Genomic DNA, 16,997 nt, shown 5'->3' on the forward strand with positions numbered 1-16,997 from the left:
GATGTCGTGATGTGGTGCTGGTTTTTGTTGTTATGGGTGTCGCGGGGTGGTGCGGATGCTTCGTTTTCGTTTTCGACGGGTGTCGTGGGAGGGGTCGCAGCTGTAGCTGCTCCTACAGGGGTGTTGGCGGGTGCTGGCCATGGTCAGAACTCCCCCTGGAACCAGGTCTTGAGCTTCTTCAGGACGCTGCCGGCGCGGCCGGTGGGCAGCACGGGGCGGCGTGGGTGCTCGATCTGGCTGCCCATGAGCAGCAGGCCGACGCCGGTGGCGTGGACCGGGTTGTTGACCACTTCGCCCAGGCCGGTGACGTGCTGCGGGATGCCCACGCGCACCGGCATCTGCAGCATTTCCTCGGCCAGTTCGACCACGCCTTCCATCTTCGCGGCGCCGCCGGTGAGCACCATGCCGGCGCGCACGTGCTGCTCGAAGCCCGAGCGGCGCAGTTCGGCCTGCACCATCTCGAAGATCTCCTCGTAGCGCGCCTGCACGGCCTGGGCCAGCGACTGGCGCGGCAGGCGCCGCGGCGGGCGGTCGCCGACGCTCGGCACCTGGATCGACTCCTCGCTGGTCGCCAGCTGCGCCAGCGCGCAGGCGTAGCGGACCTTGATCTGCTCGGCCTCGGGCGTGGGCGTGCGCAGCATGTGCGCGATGTCCTCGGTCACCTTGTCGCCGGCGATCGGCAGCGACGAGGTGTGGCAGATCGCACCCTGCACGAACACGGCGAGATCCGTGGTGCCGGCGCCGATGTCGACCATCACCACGCCCAGCTCGCGCTCGTCGCTGGTCAGCACCGCGGTGCTCGAGGCCAGCGAGGAGAGCACCAGGTCGTCGATCTGCAGGTCGCAGCGCTGCACGCACTTCGAGATATTGGCGGCGGCCGACTGCGCGCAGACCACCAGGTGCGCATGCACCTCCAGGCGCACGCCGGTCATGCCGACGGGGTTGCGGATGCCTTCCTGCGAATCATCGAGCACGTATTCGCGCGGGATCGCGTGCAGGATCTTCTGGTCGGCCGGGATCGCGACCGCCTTGGCGGCGTCGAGCACGCGGTCGAGGTCCGACCAAGTCACTTCGCCGTCGCGGATCGGCACGATGCCCGGCGAGTTCTTGCACTGCACGTGGCTGCCTGAGATCGAGGCGTAGACCGAGCGGATGTCGCAGCCGGCCATCAGCTCGGCCTCTTCGATCGCGCGCTGGATCGACTGCACGGTGGACTCGATGTCGACCACCACGCCGCGCTTGAGCCCGCGCGATTCGTGGCTGCCGATGCCGATCACCTCGATCGGGTTGCCCGGCGAGTACTCGCCCACCAGGGCCACCACCTTGGAGGTGCCGATGTCGAGGCCGACGATCAGGGCCTTGTCGCCTTTGCGGTTCATGCAGTGCTTTCCTCGGCCCAGGTCAGGGCGAAGCCATTCGTGTATCGGAGATCTGCGCGCGACAGCGGCAGCTGTTCCTGCTGCAGCAGCTGCGGCAGGAGGCGGGCGAAACGGGCCATGCGGATGCGCGCCTGGTGGCTGCCGATGACCACCTCGGTGCCGTTGGAGAGGACCATCGCCCAGCTGCCGCGGTTGTCGAGCAGCAGCGCACGCACGCTGTAGCCGGCCGGCGCGAACAGGCCGCTGGCTTCCTGGTACAGCTCGACCACCTCGTCGACGCGGCCGTCGGGGCCGTGCAGCAGCGGCAGGCCCTGCGGCACGTCGACATCCGCGGCGGGGAATACGCGGCCCTGCTGGGACAGCAGGCGGCCCTCGCCCCAGCGCGCGTAGGGACGGTGTTCGCTGACCCGCACTTCGAGCACGTCGGGCCAGCGCTTGGACACCTCCGCCTGCTCCACCCAGGGCAGGCGCGCGACGGCGTGGCGCGCCTCGTCCAGGCGCACCGCGAAGAAGCCCTGCTGCGCATAGGGCAGCACCGCTTCGCGCACGACGGCCGGATCGACCTGCTGGAGGTTGTCGTTGATCCGCAGCGTGCGTAGCGGCCAGCGCTCGGCGCCGATCCAGCCCTGGACCACGGCGACCACCGGCAGCGCGACCAGCGCCACCGCGAGCGTCCAGGCGAGGATGCGCGCCAGTGCGTTCACAGCGTCTGCTCCAGCACGCGCCAGCACAGCTCGGCGTAGTCACAACCCAGCTGCGCGGCGGCCTTGGGCACCAGGGAATGGCTGGTCATGCCCGGCGCGGTGTTCACCTCGATCAGCTGCAGGCCGCGCTCGCGGTCGCGCATCACGTCGACGCGGCCCCAGCCGCTGCACGCCGCCGCGCGGAAGGCGCGCAGCGCCAGGTCGCGGATCGCGGCTTCGTCCTCGCCGTCGAGGCCCGGACACAGGTACTGCGTGTCCTCGGCGACGTACTTGGCGTGGTAGTCGTACCACTCGCCGGCCGGCACGATGCGGATCGACGGCAGGGCGACGTCGCCGAGGATGCCGACGGTCAGCTCGTCGCCGCGCACCATCTGCTCCATCAGCAGCTCGCCGTCGTACGCGGCCGCGAACGCGATCGCCGGCGCCAGGTCGGCCTCGGCCAGCACGCGGAACACGCCGACGCTGGAGCCTTCGGACGACGGTTTGACGAACACGGGATAGCCGAGGCGCGCGGCGGCGGCGGCCAGGTCGGCGCCCTTCGCCAGCCGCTCGTAGCGGGGGGTCGGCAGGCCTTCGGACAGCCAGACCTGCTTGGTGCGGATCTTGTCCATGGTCAGCGCGCTGCCAAGCACGCGCGAGCCGGTGTACGGCACGCCAAGCGCGTCGAGCAGGCCCTGGAGCGTGCCGTTCTCGCCGGCGCCGCCGTGGAGGATGTTGAACACGCGGGCGTAGCGCCCGGCCTGCAGCTCGGCCAGCAGCGTCGGGACGCCGTCGACGGCGTGCGCGTCCACGCCGCGCGAGCGCAGGGCCTCGAGCACGCCGGCGCCGGAGTCCAGCGACACCTCGCGCTCGCTGGTGTCGCCGCCCAGCAGCACGGCCACGCGGCCGAAGGCGGTGGCATCGGTCACGCGCAGTGCGGGCAGGTGCAGGCTCATGCGCCCTCCCCCGCGGCCGGGAAGCCGTCGGCGGCCAGGCTCTGCGAGGCGTGGCCGATGTCGCCGGCGCCCATGACCAGCAGCAGGTCGCCGTCCTCGAGGATGTCGGGCAGCACGTCGCGCAGGTCGCCCGGTCCGTTGACCACGACCGGGTCGATGCGGCCGCGGGCGCGGATGGCGCGCGCCAGCGCACGCGCGTCGGCATTCGGCAGCGGCTGCTCGCCGGCCGGGTAGACCTCGGTCAGCACCAGCGCGTCGACGTCGGACAGGACGCCCGCGAAGTCGTCGAGCAGGTCGCGCGTGCGGCTGTAGCGGTGCGGCTGGAAGGCCACGACCAGGCGGCGCTCGGGCCAGCCGCCGCGCGCGGCTTCGAACACCGCCGCCAGTTCACGCGGATGGTGCCCGTAGTCGTCGACCAGCTGCACCCGCGCGCCGCGCGCGGTGGTGAGCTCGGCCAGGCGGTTGAAGCGGCGGCCGACGCCCGCGAACTTCGCCAGCGCGGTGCGCATCGCGTCCGGCTGGACGCCCAGCTCCCAGGCCACCGCCGCCGCCGCGAGCGCGTTCTGCACGTTGTGCCGGCCCGGCATCGCCAGCTCCATCGGCGTGGACGAGCCGTCGGGCAGCACCAGGTCGAAGTACATCGTGGCGCCGTCCTGGCGCACGTTGTCGGCGCGCACGTCGGCGTCGGCATGGAAGCCGTAGGTCATCACGTGGCGCGAAACCGTGCCGGCCAGCGCCGCCACTTCGGGGTCGTCGATGCACAGCACCGCGAGGCCGTAGAACGGCAGCCGGTGCAGAAACTCGGAGAACGCCTGCTGCACGCGAGCGAAATCGCCGCCGTAGTTCTCCAGGTGGTCGACGTCGATGTTGGTGACGATGGCGACCAGTGGATTCAGGCGCAAGAAGCTGCCGTCGCTCTCGTCGGCCTCGGCCACCAGCCAGTCGCCGCCGCCCAGGCGCGCGTTGGCGCCGGCGGCCAGCAGCTTGCCGCCGATGACGAAGGTGGGATCGAGGCCACCCTCGGCCAGCACGCTCGCCAGCAACGAGGTGGTGGTGGTCTTGCCATGGGTGCCGGCCACGGCGACGCCGCGGCGGAAGCGCATCAGCTCGGCCAGCATCTCGGCGCGCGGCACCACCGGGATGCGCTGCGCGCGGGCTTCCAGCAGCTCCGGGTTGTCGGGCTGGATGGCGCTCGACACCACCACGCAGTCGGTGCCCAGCACGTTGGCCGCGCCGTGGCCGCGATGCACGGTCGCGCCAAGGCCCGCGAGGCGGCGCGTCACCGCGCTGTCGGCCATGTCCGAACCCGAGACCTGGTAGCCCAGCGTGCACAGCACCTCGGCGATGCCGCTCATGCCGGTGCCGCCGATGCCGATGAAATGCACGCGCGAATGCCGCCGCGCGAAGTCGGCCATCGGCACGCCGTGGGTATCGTGAAGGCGGCGGATCATGCCTGGGCTCCGGGGCTGAGGCGGGGCTCGATGCGCTGGCGCAGGCGGCTGGTGCCGCGCGCGGCCAGCGACGGCACCGGCTGGGTGGTGGCGGGCATCGGCGCCGGCGGCGCGGCAGGCGAGGCGGCTTCGCCACGCAGGCGCGCGACCTGGCGCTGGGTGCGGTCGAGCTCGTAGGACACGCGCAGCAGCAGGCCCACCGCGACGCAGGTCATCATCACGCTGGAGCCGCCCGACGAGACCAGCGGCAGGGTCAGCCCCTTGGTCGGCAGCAGGCCGAGGTTCACGCCGATCGAGACCAGGGTCTGCAGGCTCATCCACAGCGCGATGCCGAAGGCGATGTAGCCGGCGAAGTGGCGGCGGTTCTCGACGCAGCGCAGCCCGATCAGGAAGGCGCGGCCGACCAGCAGCGCGTACAGCCCGATCACCAGACAGACGCCGACGAAGCCGAGCTCCTCGGCGATCACCGCGAGGATGAAGTCGGTATGCGCTTCGGGCAGGTAGTTGAGCTTCTGGATCGAAGCGCCCAGGCCCACGCCCCAGAACTCGCCGCGACCGACCGCCATCAGCGCGTTGGCCAGCTGGTAGCCGCTGTTGAAGGGATCGGCGAAGGGGTCCATGAACGAGGTCAGGCGACGCATGCGGTAGGGCTCGGCGATCGCCACCGCGGCCAGCGCCGGCAGCAGCAGCACCACCGGCGCGGCCATCCGCGGCAGGTGGACGCCGCCCAGCACCAGCATCCCGGCGGTGATCGCCAGGATCAGCGCCAGCGAACCGAAGTCGGGCTGGAACGCGAGCAGGACCATCAGCACCACGGCCACGCCGATCGGCTTCAGCATGGCGCCCCAGGTGGCGTTGACCTCGTCGCGGAAGCGCACCAGGTAGCTGGCCAGCCAGACGATGTACATCACCTTGACCGCCTCGACGGCCTGGAACTTGGACACGCCCAGGTTGATCCAGCGCTGCGCGCCGTTGACGCTGGAGCCCAGCCCCGGAATGAACACCGCCAGCAGCGCCAGCACGCAGCCCAGCAGCAGCAGCCGGTCGTAACGCTCGACGGTCTTGAGCTCCAGCCGCATCGCCATGAAGGCGAGCACGCCGCCCAGGCCCATGAACACCACGTGGCGCACCAGGAAGTAGTTGGGGCCCACGCCCAGCTCCTCGCCGATGGCGATCGAGCTCGAGCCCACCATCACGATGCCGAGCGACGCCAGCGCCAGTGCGGCACCGAGCATCCACGGGTCGTAGCGCCCGCCGATGGACTCGAGGCGGACGGCCTGGCTGCTGCGGTCGTGGGTCCTGTCCATCAGCGCACCTTCAAGGTGGCGAGGCCGACCAGCACGAGGATCACCGAGATGATCCAGAAGCGCACGATCACGCGCGGCTCCGGCCAGCCCTTGAGCTCGAAGTGGTGGTGGATCGGCGCCATGCGGAACACGCGCTTGCCGGTGAGCTTGAAGCTGGCGACCTGGATCATCACCGACAGCGTCTCGATCACGAAGATGCCGCCCATCACCACCAGCACCAGCTCCTGCCGCACGATCACCGCGATGCAGCCGAGCACGGCACCCAGCGCCAGCGCGCCGATGTCGCCCATGAAGACCATCGCCGGATAGGTGTTGAACCAGAGGAATCCGAGGCCGGACCCCGCGATCGCGGCGCAGATGATCACCAGCTCGCCGGCCCCCGGCACCCGCGGGATCTGCAGGTACTCGGCGAACACCGCGTTGCCCGAGGCATAGGCGAACACGCCCAGCGCGCAGGCCACCAGCACGGTCGGCATGATCGCCAGGCCGTCCAGGCCGTCGGTCAGGTTGACCGCGTTGGAGAAGCCGACAATCCAGAAGTAGGCGATGGCGACGAAGGACACGCCGGCCAGCGGCAGTGCCACCGCCTTGAAGAACGGGATGTAGAACGTGGTCGCGACGGGCGTGTCGGCGCTGAACCACAGGAACAGGCCGGCGGCGAGGCCGATCACCGACTGCAGCGCGTACTTGGTGCGCGAGCGCATGCCGTTGGGGTCGCGCTTGACGATCTTGATCCAGTCGTCCCACCAGCCGATGGCACCGAAGCCGGCCATCACCACCAGCACCAGCCACACGTGCTTGTTGCGCAGGTCGCCCCACAGCAGCACCGAGGCCAGCACCGTGATCAGGATCAGCCCACCGCCCATGGTCGGCGTGCCGGCCTTGGAGAAATGCGTCTGCGGCCCGTCCTGGCGGATCGGCTGCCCACCCTTGTACTGGGCCAGCTTGCGGATCACCGCCGGACCCCACCAGAGCGACAGCGCCAGCGAGGTGAGGGCCGCGAGGATGCCGCGGAAGGTCAAGTAGCCGAACAGGCCGAACAGGCCTTCGAGCTGCTGCAGCCAGCGCGTGAGTTCAAGCAGCATGGGTGTCGACTCCTTCAAGCAGCGCGTGGACCACGCGATCCATCGCGCTGCCGCGCGAACCCTTCACCAGCACCGTGGGCACCGGCCGATCACCCGCCACCGCCGGCGAACGACCCGCCCCTGTGGGAGCGGCTACAGCCGCGATCCGGGTGTCGTCGACAGCTGGCATCCGCGGCGTGGCGATCGCGGCTGTAGCCGCTCCTACAAGGGCGTCCTTCACCGCGGCGGCGAGGTCTTCGTGGGATGCGAACACCTGGCCGCCCTCGCCGAACGCCTCGACCGCCTTCGCCGCCAGCCTGCCCAGCGCGAACAGCCGCGCCACGCCCGCCTCGCGCGCGCGGCGGCCCGCGGCCGCGTGCAGCGCTTCGGCGTCCTCGCCCAGTTCGCGCATGTCGCCGAGCACCAGCCAGCCGCCACCGCCGGCCGTGGCCAGGGTGTCGATCGCCGCGGCCAGCGAACCCGGATTGGCGTTGTAGCTGTCGTCGACCAGCCAGGCGTCCGGCAGGCGGTGGCGCACCAGGCGACCCTGCACCGGCCGGGCCAGCGTGAGCCCCTCGGCAATCGCAGCAAGCGGGGCGTCGCAGGCCAAGGCCAGCGCCGCCGCGGCCATCGCATTGGCGACGTTGTGCCTGCCCGGCAGCGCCAGCGCGACCGCGGCCTCGCCCAGCGGCGTCACCAGCACGAAGTCGCTGCCGTCCTCGCGCAGCACCAGGTCGCGCACGCGCACGTCGGCGCGGGCCACGAAGCCGAAGCGCAGGATCCGCCGACCATGCGCGCGCTCGGCGAAGAACGACTCGAAGGCGTCGTCGGCGTTGACCACCGCGGTGCCATCGGCCGGCAGGGCGTCGTAGATCGCGCCCTTGACGTCGGCGACGTTGGCGATCGTGCCCATGCGCTCGAGGTGCGCGGGGGCGATGTTGTTCACCAGCGCCACGCGCGGCGCCGCGATGCCGGCGAGGTACGCGATGTCGCCAGGCTTGCCGGCACCCATCTCGTAGACCGCGAAGCGCGCCGCGTCGTCGGCGTCGATCATCGCCAGCGGCAGGCCGATCTCGTTGTTGCGGTTGCCCGGGCTCGCGACCACGGTCGCGAAGCGCCCGAGGATCGACAGGGCGAGCTCCTTGACGCTGGTCTTGCCGTTGCTGCCGGTGACCGCGACCACCGACTGCCCGACGCGCGCGGCCTGCAATGTGCGGGCAAGCGACCCCAGCGCCTCGACCGTATCGCCGACCACGACCTGCGGCAGCGGCGCGTCGACGGGATGCGACACCAGGGCCGCGACCGCGCCGCTGGCGGCCGCTGCCGCGACATGCGCATGGCCGTCGAACTGCTCGCCGGCGATCGCCACGAACAGCGGCGCGCCGCCCGCGGCCAGGGTCCGGCTGTCGCTCACGACCGCGTCGACGAGCAGGTCCTCGCCCTGGAGCCGGCCATTGCAGGCCTGCGCGACCTGCGAGAGCGCCATTGGCTTCATGCCCGGCCTCCGAGGGCGCGCTGCGCCACGTCGCGGTCGTCGAAGGGATGGCGGACGCCGCCGATCTCCTGCCAGGACTCGTGGCCCTTGCCCGCGACCAGCACGATGTCGCCGGGACCCGCCGCGCCCACGGCACGCGCGATGGCGGCGGCGCGGTCGCGCTGCACCGTCACCCGCGACGCGTCGGCGAACCCGGCCATGATTTCGGCCACGATGGCATCGCCTTCTTCGCCGCGCGGGTTGTCGTCGGTCACGATCACGGCGTCGGCGCCCTGCTCGGCCGCGGCCGCCATCTCCGGGCGCTTGCCGCGGTCGCGCTCGCCGCCGCAGCCGAAGACGCAGGTGATGCGGCCGGCGGCGTGGGCACGGACGCTGGACAGCGCCTGCACGAGGGCATCCGGCGTGTGCGCGTAGTCGACCACGACCAGCGGCAGGCCATCGTGGCCGCCGAGGCGGTTCATGCGTCCGGCGATCGGCTGCAGCCGGCCCAGCACGCCGGCGATCGCGTCGGCGGCGACGCCCTGGGCATGCAGCACGCCGGCGACGGCCAGCAGGTTCTCGACGTTGAAGCGGCCGAGCAGCGGCGAACGCACGGCGTGCCGCGCCTGGCCCACGCGCAGCCCGAAGGCGATCCCCGCCACGTCGAGCACGACGTCCGATGCCGCCACCTCGGCCCGCGCGTCGTCGCGCGCGCTGGTGGCGATGCGGCGCAGGCCCGGGGGCAGGCGCGCGAACAGTCCCTGGCCGAAGCCGTCGTCGACGTTGACCACCGCGGCCGCGAGCCCCGGCACCGCGAACAGGCGCTCCTTGGCCGCGCCGTAGGTGGCCATGTCGCCGTGGTAGTCGAGGTGGTCGCGGGTGAGGTTGGTGAACACGCCGACTTCGAAATGCACCGCGTCCACGCGGCCCTGGTCGAGCGCATGCGAGCTGGTTTCCATCGCCACCGCCTGCGCGCCGGCGTCGCGCAGCTCGGCGAGCAGCGCGTGCACCTGCAGCACCAGCGGCGTGGTGAAGCCGGTCGGGCGCACGTCGCCGTGCAGGCCCGCGCCCAGCGTGCCGATGGTCGCGGCGCGGCGGCCGAGCAGCTCCCAGGCCTGCGCCAGCAGTTGCACGGTCGAGGTCTTGCCGTTGGTGCCGGTCACGGCGACCGTGGACATCGCCGCCGAAGGACGGCCATGGAAGGCATCGGCCATCGCGCCCATGCGCGCGCGCAGGCCGGGGACGGCGATCGCGCCGGCAGGCGGCGCAGGCACGTCGCCCGGCACCGGCGGCTCGAAGAGCACGGCGGCGGCACCATCGGCCAGCGCGCGCCCGGCGAAGTGCAGGCCATGGGTGCCGAAGCCGCCGATGGCGACGAAGCCGTCGCCTGCGCGCACGCTGCGGCTGTCGAGCACCAGGCCCGACACCTCGAGCGACGGCGGCACGCCGTCGACGTCGGGCAGCAGTTCGGCCAGGCGCATGCGGCGGCTCACCGACGCCCTCCCGGCGCGGCGGCTGCCGGCAACGAGGCCGGGGTGGCACCGGCCGGCAGCGCGCCCGTGGACAACGCGGCACTCGCACGCGCCTGGCGCGGCGCACTCCGCGCGCGCTCCTTGGCCTGCTGCTTGGCCTGCTCGGCCAGCCAGGTCTCGATGTCGTCCGGCGGCACGTCCATCAGGCGCAGGGCGCCATCCATGGTCTTCTGGAACACCGGGCCAGCCACCGCGCCGCCGTAGATGCCCTTGGCGGGATCCGGATCGTCGATCACCACCACCATCGAGTAGCGCGGGTTCTCGACCGGCACCACGCCGGCGAAGAAGGACACGTAGCGGCGCGAGTAGCCGCCGCCCGAGGCCTTGCGCGCGGTACCGGTCTTGCCGGCGACGTGGTAGCCCGGGATCGCGGCCTGGATCGCGGTGCCGCCCGGCTCGGTGACCGTCTGCATCATCTTCAGCACGGTGTCGGCCACGGTGGCGTCCATCACCTGCGCGGGCTCTTCGTGCTGGCCCTTGACCAGGGTCGGGCGCACGGCGCGCCCGTGGTTGGCCAGCGTGGCGTAGGCGCGCGCGATCTGCAGCGGCGTGACCGACAGGCCGTAGCCGTAGCTCATGGTCTGCTTGCTGGTGCCGCTCCAGTTGGCGGCCGGCGGCAGCAGGCCCGAGGCTTCGCCGGGGAAGCCGCTGCCGGTGCTGCGGCCGAAGCCCAGGCTGGCGAGGTAGTCGTGGAAGTAGGCGTTGTCCAACTTCGCGACGATCCGCGAGGTGCCGATGTTCGAGCTCTTGGTGATCACGCCCGTGGTGTCGAGCACGCCCAGGTTGCGGTGGTCGGTGGTGCGGTAGCGGCCGTTGGGGATCCAGCCGGGGTTGGTGTCGAAGATCGTCTGCGGGGTGATCACGCCGGCCGAGAGCCCTGCCGCCACGGTGATCGGCTTGATCGTCGAGCCGGGCTCGATGAGGTCGGTCACGGCGCGGTTGCGGCGCGCATCGCGGTGCTCGCCGGTGACCGAGTTCGGGTTGTAGGTCGGCAGGTTGGCCATGGCGAGGATCTCGCCGGTACTGATGTCCATCACCACCACCGAGCCCGCGCTGGCGCCGGTCCGCTCGAGCGTGGCACGCAGCTCGCGGTGCGCGAGGTACTGCACGCGGCGGTCGATGCTGAGCGTGAGGTCCTTGCCCGGCTGCGCGGCGCGCACCAGGTCGACGTTCTCGACGATGCGGCCGCGGCGGTCGCGGATCACCTTCTGCGCGCCCGGCGTGCCGCGCAGCCATTCGTCGAACGCAAGCTCCACGCCTTCCTGGCCGGCGTCGTCGATGTTGGTGAAGCCGAGCACGTGGGCCAGCGCCTCGCCCTGCGGATAGAAGCGGCGGAATTCGCGCTGCGAGAACACCCCGGGCACCTTGTGCGCCAGGATCGCCTCGGCCTCGTTCGGATTGATGCGGCGCTTGAGGTAGACGAATTCCTTGTCGGCGCGCTGCGCGAGGCGGCGCTCGAGGTGGTCCAGCGGTACGCCGAGGGCCTCGGCGAGCTGCGGCAGCCGGTCCGGGTGCTTGAGCAGCTCCTGCGGATTGCCCCAGACGCTGTCGACCGGCGACGACACGGCCAGCGGCTCGCCGTTGCGGTCGGTGATCATGCCGCGCGAGGTGGCGATCGGGATCTCGCGCAGGAAGCGCGAATCGGCCTTCTGCTGGTAGTAGGCGTTGTCGACCAGCTGCAGGTCGACCGCGCGCGCCACCAGGATGACGCCGCAGGCGCCGAGCACGCCGACGATCAGCTTCAACCGCCCGCGCAGGTCGAACTGCGCGCGGCCCCGCGGCCTGACGGTCCCGTTGCGGTCGCGGCGGAACCTCACGGCTGCACCACCACGATCTCGTCGGCCTCGGGGAACTTCATCCCCAGTCGCGCGCGTGCGACCTGGTCGACGCGGTTGGCCTCGGCCCAGGTGGCCTGTTCGAGCTGCAGGCGGCCGAAGTCGATGTTGAGCTCGTCGCGCTCGTCCACCAGCCGGGTCAGCTCGACGAAGAGCTGGCGATGCTGGTGGCGCGCGTGGACCACGCCGATGCCCGCGACGATGTTCGCCGCGAGCAGCACGATGACCAGGAAGCGGGTCATGCCACCGCCTCCAACTTCTCGGCCACGCGCAGCACGGCGCTGCGCGCACGCGGATTGTCGGCAAGCTCGTCGGAACCGGCGCGGATGGCGCCGCCGATCTCGCGCAGGGTCGGCACGAACGGCGCGGCTTCGGGCAGGCGGCGATTGCCCGCCGGTGGCTTGGCACGCGCGGCGATGAAGCGCTTGGCGATCCGGTCTTCCAGCGAGTGGAAGCTGATCACCGCCAGCCGGCCGCCCGGGCGCAGCGCGTCGTGCGCGGCGGCCAGGCCGGTCTCCAGGTCGGCCAGCTCCTGGTTGACGTGGATGCGGATGGCCTGGAACGAGCGCGTGGCGGGATGGATCTCGTGGCGGCTCGGCTTCGGACGCGGCATCACCGAGGCGATCAGCTCGGCCAGCTGCCCGGTTCGGGTCAGCGGCGTCGCGATCCGGCGCTCGACGATGGTGCGGGCGATGCGGCGGCTCATCCGCTCCTCGCCATAGGTCCACAGCACGTCGGCGATCTCGTCGGCGGAAGCGCGCGCCAGCCACTGCGCGGCGCTTTCGCCGGCGTCGGGGTCCATGCGCATGTCGAGCGGGCCGTCCTTGCCGAAGCTGAAGCCGCGCTCGGCGACGTCGAGCTGGGGCGAGGACACGCCGAGGTCGAACAGCACGCCATCGAGTCCGGAAGAGGCAGCGTCCCAGCGGCCCAGTTCGGCGAAGCTGCCGCGGAAGATCGAGACGCGCGGGTCCGTGCCGAACCCGCGTTCGGCGACGGCGATGGCCTCGGGATCCTTGTCCATCAGCAGCAGCCGGCCTCCACTCCCCAGCGCCTGCAGCACGCCACGCGCGTGGCCGCCGCGGCCGAAGGTGCCATCCAGGTACGTCCCGTCCTCACGCACGCGCAGCCCTTCCATGACCTGCTTGAACAAGACCGGAAGGTGCGCGGAGCGGGCATCCGCGGCACCCACGGTCACAGCTGCAACCCGACCAGGTCGTCGCCCAGATCGTCGTCGCCCAGCGGCGTCCCGATCTGCGCGCGATGTGCCTGCTCGCTCCAGAGTTCGAACCTGTCGCCCATGCCCAGCAGGACGGCCTTCTTCTCGAGGCCCAGCGCGTTGCGCATGCTGGCGGGAATGGCGATGCGTCCGTTGCCGTCCGGCTCGACGATCGAGGCGGCGCCCACCAGCTTCAGCTGCATGGCGCGGTTGGTCGCCTTCAGGCGCGACAGCTTGTTGACGCTGTCACGCACGCCTTCCCAGACGGCGTAGGGGTAGATCCAGAGGGCGCCAACCTCGAAGGGGTTGTAGGTGATCACGAGGCGGTTGCCGAAATCGGACGCGACGATCTCCCGGTAGCCGGTCGGAATCGCCAGCCGTCCCTTGTCGTCGATCGTGATGGCGTTCTCGCCCTGCAACACGTCTGCCACTCCATACCCGTCTGCGGCGGGTTTCATGCGTCGGAAAACCACGATATTCCCGGTCTCCCCACACGACACCACCTTAGGAGTGACCCCCACCCTTGTCAACAGCTCCTGTGGGGAATTTTCGCCAGTGCCGTCAATGACTTGCAGCGAACTTGAGAGACTTGTTCAAGCTTTATCCACAAGCTCATGATTCGTCTCAGATTGTGAGAACCGTGACCTTCTTCACATGGTTTTGACATGTCGGGTTTGGCGATGCCGGCCGTGGTTGCCCTGGGTGAGAATGTCCCCCGGCGGGCGGCCAGGCGTGGTTGCCCTTGGGTGCGAATGTCCCCCGGCGGCATGGATGCCGTGGCCCTTCCCGACATCCAGGCCGCCTCCTCCTTGAATTTCGCACCCAAGGGCAACCACGCCCGGCTCCAACCGCCGAGGTGGACTGGTGGGGAGAGCCGGGCACCAGCGCAAGCTGGCGACGTCGTCGCGGTGTGCGAATGCTCGGGGTGGGAGAGAAGCAGCCCCGGCGTGGGTGGGAGGCCCTTGTGGCGAAATTCAAGGAGGAGGCGGCCTGGATGCCGGGAAGGGCCACGGCACCCATGCCGCCGAGGGACATTCGCCACAAGCGCCTCCCACCCGCGCCGGGGCGGTCGGAGGAAAGAGGTGGCGGAGCCGGCCGATAAGCCGGGTTCTGTCGTGGACAGTCATTCCTCTAGGCGCATCGTCACCGATACGCTCAAGCAACCTACCCGGACCCGACGCGGGCCGCGCCATGAGGTCCCTATTTGGTCTTGCTCCCGGTGGGGTTTGCCGTGCCGGTCTGTTGCCAGACTCGCGGTGCGCTCTTACCGCACCATTTCACCCTTGCCTGATCCATTCGCCCCGAAGGGCGTCCGGCCATCGGCGGTATCTTTCTGTTGCACTTTCCGTCGGCTCTCGCCGCCCAGGCGTTACCTGGCACCGTGCCCTGTGGAGCCCGGACTTTCCTCGGCACCCGGTTCCACCGAAGTGGTTCCGGATGACGCGACTGTCTGGCCGACTCCGCCGCGCGCATTGTCGCACGCCGGCGGCCGCGCCCTTCGTCGCCGAGGCGCCCCGACTCGACACGCGCGCCTCCGGCTAGCCGCCGTACAGCGCCTTCCTCGGCGCGCCGGTGATCTCCGCGGCCAGGCGGGCTGCCACCGACGGTTTCAGTTCCGCCGCCAGCAGGGCGTAGACGCGCCGGCCCTCGGCGATCCGCGCATCGGCATCCTCGCCCGCGCCCTGCACCAGCAGCACGAACTCGCCGCGGCGCTGGTTGGGATCGGCCTCGACCTGCGCCTGCAGCGCCGCCAGGTCGCCGTCTAGCACGGTTTCGAACAGCTTGGTCAGTTCGCGCGCCACCACCGCGGGGCGGTCGCCGCCGAAGGCCGCGACGCAGTCGGCCAGGGTGTCGGCGATGCGGTGCGAGGACTCATAGAAGACCAGCGTCCGCACCTCGCCCGCCAGCGCGGCCAGGCGCTCGCGCCGGGCGCCCGCCTTGGCCGGCAGGAAGCCTTCGAAGGTGAAGCGGTCGCTGGGCAGCCCGGCGACGCTCAGTGCGGCGACGATCGCGCTCGCGCCGGGCACCGGGCTGACGCGGATGCCGGCCTCGCGCGCGGCGCGCACCAGCCGGAAGCCGGGATCGCTGACCAGCGGCGTGCCCGCGTCGGACACCAGCGCCAGCGAATCGCCGGCCGCCAGGCGGGCGACCAGCCTGTCCGCGACCTCGGCCTCGTTGTGCTCGTGCAGCGCCAGCAGCGGCCGTTCGATGCCGAAGTGCGCCAGCAGCTGGCGCGTATGCCGGGTGTCCTCGGCGCAGACCGCGGCCACGGAGCGCAGCGTGTCCAGTGCACGCGGCGAGAGGTCGGCGAGGTTGCCGATCGGCGTGGCGACGACATGGAGGGTGCCGGCTGCGGGCTGCATCGTGTCCTTGCGGGGCTGACGGTAGAATCCGGGACATTCTCGCAGCCGGAACGACCAGATGCGCCACCCCTGGAAGCAGGCCTTCGCCGCCACCGCCCTCGCCCTGGCCATCGCCGGCTGTTCCACCGTGCAGGTCTCGCGTCCCGCCGAGGCGCCGGCCAGCCTGCCCGAGCCGGTGTCGACCAGCCACTGGCAGTTCGACGCCGGCGATCGCCCGCCCGCGGAGCGTGACGGCTATCGCCCGCCGCGCAAGCTGGCGGTGCTGCTGCCGCTGACCGGCAGCCTGGCAACGGCCGCCGGCCCCGTGCGCGACGGCCTGCTGGCCGGTTACTACGGCGAACAGCGCCGCCGTCCCGACCTCGAGTTCTACGACACCCTGGGCACGGGTTATGGCGCGGTGGCGGCCTACCAGCGCGCGGTCGCCGAGGGCGCCGACCAGGTGCTGGGCCCGCTGGGCCGTGACGAAGTCGATGCGGTGTTCGAGCAGGCCACGGTCACCGTGCCGGTGCTGGCGCTGAACCGCGCCGGCACCCCGCCGACGAACAGCGCCAGCTACGCGCTTGCGCCCGAGGACGAGGGCAAGGCCGCGGCCGACTTCCTGGCCTCGCGCGGCGCGAAGCGCGTGCTGGTGCTGAGTTCCGGCGACGACAACGCCCGCCGCAGCATCGACGCACTGTCGGCGCGCCTGCAGGAGCTGGGCGGCGGCGTCGCCCAGTTGCTGGCGGTGGTGGGCGACAGCCCGCCCGACCTCGTCGGCCCGATGCAGGCCGCCGTGCAGGCCGAAGGCGGCGTGGACGCGGTGTTCTTCGCGCTGCGCGGGCCGCAGGCGCGCCTGGCCGCGGCCCAGGTGTCCGCGGCGGGGCTGTCGGGCCGCCCGCGCGTGGCGACCTCGCAGCTGCTGTCGGGCACCGGCAAGCCCGGCGAGGACGCGGCGCTGGACGGCATCGCCTTCCCGACCGATGCCTGGACCGTCTCCGGCGTGCCGGGCCTGCCCTCGGCGCGCGGCGTGGCGGACGCCCTGCCCACCGCCCGCGGTCCGGCGGCGCGCCTGTTCGCCTTCGGCTACGACGGCTGGCTGCTGTCGGCCTATCTCGCTCACCTGGCGAGCGGTGCCGACGCCTCGGTGTCGAGCGCCAGCGGCGTGCTGCGCATGTCGGCCGACGGACACGTGCTGCGCACGCCCGCCTGGTCGACCTTCAGCGGCGGCCACGTGGTGCCGCTGGCCGGCGCCGGCCGTTGATCGACGCACGCCGGCGCGGTGCCGGCGTCGAAGCCGCGGCGCGCGCGCACCTGCTGCGCGCCGGCCTCGTGGAGGTGGCGGCCAATGCCGGCTACCGCCTCGGTGAACTCGACCTGGTGATGCGCGACGGCGACACCCTGGTGTTCGTCGAAGTCCGCTACCGCGCCAGCGCCGAGTACGGCGGCGGTGCGGAATCGGTCGACCGCGGCAAGCGCCGGCGCATCGTGCGCGCCGCGCAGCTGTTCCTGCTGCAGCATCCGACGCTGGCCGAGGACTACTGCCGCTTCGACGTGATCGATGCGAGCGGGGACCCGGACGCGCCGGCGTTCACCTGGCACCGCGATGCGTTCAGCCTGGACCAGGCCTGAGGGCCAGAGCCCCGCATCTGCTCTTCCTGTAGGAGCGGCTACAGCCGCGATCCGACCTCGCGAGGAGCGATCGCGGCTGTAGCCGCTCCTACAGGGCGGAGGGCCTCGGACCCGAGCGAAACGTGAGGC

General features: G+C 71.6%; 15 protein-coding genes and 1 other RNA gene. 2 read left to right on the forward strand and 14 right to left on the reverse strand.

Annotated elements, in window-relative coordinates:
• Positions 1-143: 143 nt before the first annotated feature.
• The 14 genes from ftsA to rsmI form a co-directional block, all read right to left on the reverse strand.
• Complete coding sequence (ftsA, locus tag JGR68_RS11525; RefSeq protein WP_189498659.1) at positions 144-1,379, reverse strand: cell division protein FtsA; 1,236 nt, start codon at positions 1,377-1,379, stop codon at positions 144-146.
• The gene (locus tag JGR68_RS11530) at positions 1,376-2,083 is read right to left on the reverse strand and encodes a cell division protein FtsQ/DivIB (RefSeq protein ID WP_199362697.1); all 708 of its coding nucleotides are present in this window, start codon (positions 2,081-2,083) and stop codon (positions 1,376-1,378) included. The genes ftsA and JGR68_RS11530 overlap by 4 nt, the downstream gene beginning before the upstream one ends.
• Complete coding sequence (locus JGR68_RS11535) at positions 2,080-3,018, reverse strand: D-alanine--D-alanine ligase (protein WP_199362696.1); 939 nt, start codon at positions 3,016-3,018, stop codon at positions 2,080-2,082. Before JGR68_RS11535 ends, JGR68_RS11530 begins: the two co-directional genes overlap by 4 nt.
• Positions 3,015-4,469 carry a UDP-N-acetylmuramate--L-alanine ligase gene (gene murC, locus JGR68_RS11540; RefSeq protein ID WP_199362695.1) on the reverse strand — a complete coding sequence of 485 codons (1,455 nt, stop codon included), beginning with the start codon at positions 4,467-4,469 and terminating at the stop codon, positions 3,015-3,017. The genes JGR68_RS11535 and murC overlap by 4 nt, the downstream gene beginning before the upstream one ends.
• The gene (gene ftsW / locus JGR68_RS11545) at positions 4,466-5,776 is read right to left on the reverse strand and encodes a putative lipid II flippase FtsW (protein WP_199362694.1); all 1,311 of its coding nucleotides are present in this window, start codon (positions 5,774-5,776) and stop codon (positions 4,466-4,468) included. The genes murC and ftsW overlap by 4 nt, the downstream gene beginning before the upstream one ends.
• Complete coding sequence (gene mraY / locus JGR68_RS11550) at positions 5,776-6,861, reverse strand: phospho-N-acetylmuramoyl-pentapeptide-transferase (RefSeq protein ID WP_199362693.1); 1,086 nt, start codon at positions 6,859-6,861, stop codon at positions 5,776-5,778. The genes ftsW and mraY overlap by 1 nt, the downstream gene beginning before the upstream one ends.
• On the reverse strand, positions 6,851-8,335 hold the full coding sequence (murF, locus tag JGR68_RS11555) for a UDP-N-acetylmuramoyl-tripeptide--D-alanyl-D-alanine ligase (RefSeq protein ID WP_199362692.1): 1,485 nt from the start codon (positions 8,333-8,335) through the stop codon (positions 6,851-6,853). The genes mraY and murF overlap by 11 nt, the downstream gene beginning before the upstream one ends.
• Complete coding sequence (locus tag JGR68_RS11560) at positions 8,332-9,807, reverse strand: UDP-N-acetylmuramoyl-L-alanyl-D-glutamate--2,6-diaminopimelate ligase (RefSeq protein ID WP_199362691.1); 1,476 nt, start codon at positions 9,805-9,807, stop codon at positions 8,332-8,334. The genes murF and JGR68_RS11560 overlap by 4 nt, the downstream gene beginning before the upstream one ends.
• Positions 9,804-11,663 carry a penicillin-binding protein 2 gene (locus tag JGR68_RS11565; RefSeq protein ID WP_199362690.1) on the reverse strand — a complete coding sequence of 620 codons (1,860 nt, stop codon included), beginning with the start codon at positions 11,661-11,663 and terminating at the stop codon, positions 9,804-9,806. Before JGR68_RS11565 ends, JGR68_RS11560 begins: the two co-directional genes overlap by 4 nt.
• On the reverse strand, positions 11,660-11,923 hold the full coding sequence (gene ftsL, locus JGR68_RS11570; RefSeq protein WP_199362689.1) for a cell division protein FtsL: 264 nt from the start codon (positions 11,921-11,923) through the stop codon (positions 11,660-11,662). The genes JGR68_RS11565 and ftsL overlap by 4 nt, the downstream gene beginning before the upstream one ends.
• Complete coding sequence (gene rsmH, locus JGR68_RS11575) at positions 11,920-12,876, reverse strand: 16S rRNA (cytosine(1402)-N(4))-methyltransferase RsmH (RefSeq protein WP_255531847.1); 957 nt, start codon at positions 12,874-12,876, stop codon at positions 11,920-11,922. The genes ftsL and rsmH overlap by 4 nt, the downstream gene beginning before the upstream one ends.
• On the reverse strand, positions 12,873-13,328 hold the full coding sequence (locus JGR68_RS11580) for a division/cell wall cluster transcriptional repressor MraZ (protein ID WP_199362688.1): 456 nt from the start codon (positions 13,326-13,328) through the stop codon (positions 12,873-12,875). The genes rsmH and JGR68_RS11580 overlap by 4 nt, the downstream gene beginning before the upstream one ends.
• Positions 13,329-13,980: 652 nt before the next feature.
• An RNA gene (gene rnpB / locus JGR68_RS11585) (RNase P RNA component class A) lies at positions 13,981-14,359 on the reverse strand.
• 76 nt (positions 14,360-14,435) lie between these two features.
• Complete coding sequence (gene rsmI, locus JGR68_RS11590; protein WP_199362687.1) at positions 14,436-15,260, reverse strand: 16S rRNA (cytidine(1402)-2'-O)-methyltransferase; 825 nt, start codon at positions 15,258-15,260, stop codon at positions 14,436-14,438.
• Between the two features lie 58 nt (positions 15,261-15,318).
• On the opposite strand from rsmI, the gene JGR68_RS11595 reads away from it, so the two are divergent.
• Positions 15,319-16,500 carry a penicillin-binding protein activator gene (locus tag JGR68_RS11595; protein ID WP_199362686.1) on the forward strand — a complete coding sequence of 394 codons (1,182 nt, stop codon included), beginning with the start codon at positions 15,319-15,321 and terminating at the stop codon, positions 16,498-16,500.
• Entirely contained in the window at positions 16,497-16,868 is a 372-nt protein-coding gene (locus JGR68_RS11600) for a YraN family protein (protein ID WP_199362685.1), read from the forward strand. Before JGR68_RS11595 ends, JGR68_RS11600 begins: the two co-directional genes overlap by 4 nt.
• Positions 16,869-16,997: the final 129 nt, after the last annotated feature.

It is taken from the genome of Luteimonas sp. MC1750, assembly GCF_016615955.1.
Lineage (GTDB): Bacteria > Pseudomonadota > Gammaproteobacteria > Xanthomonadales > Xanthomonadaceae > Luteimonas.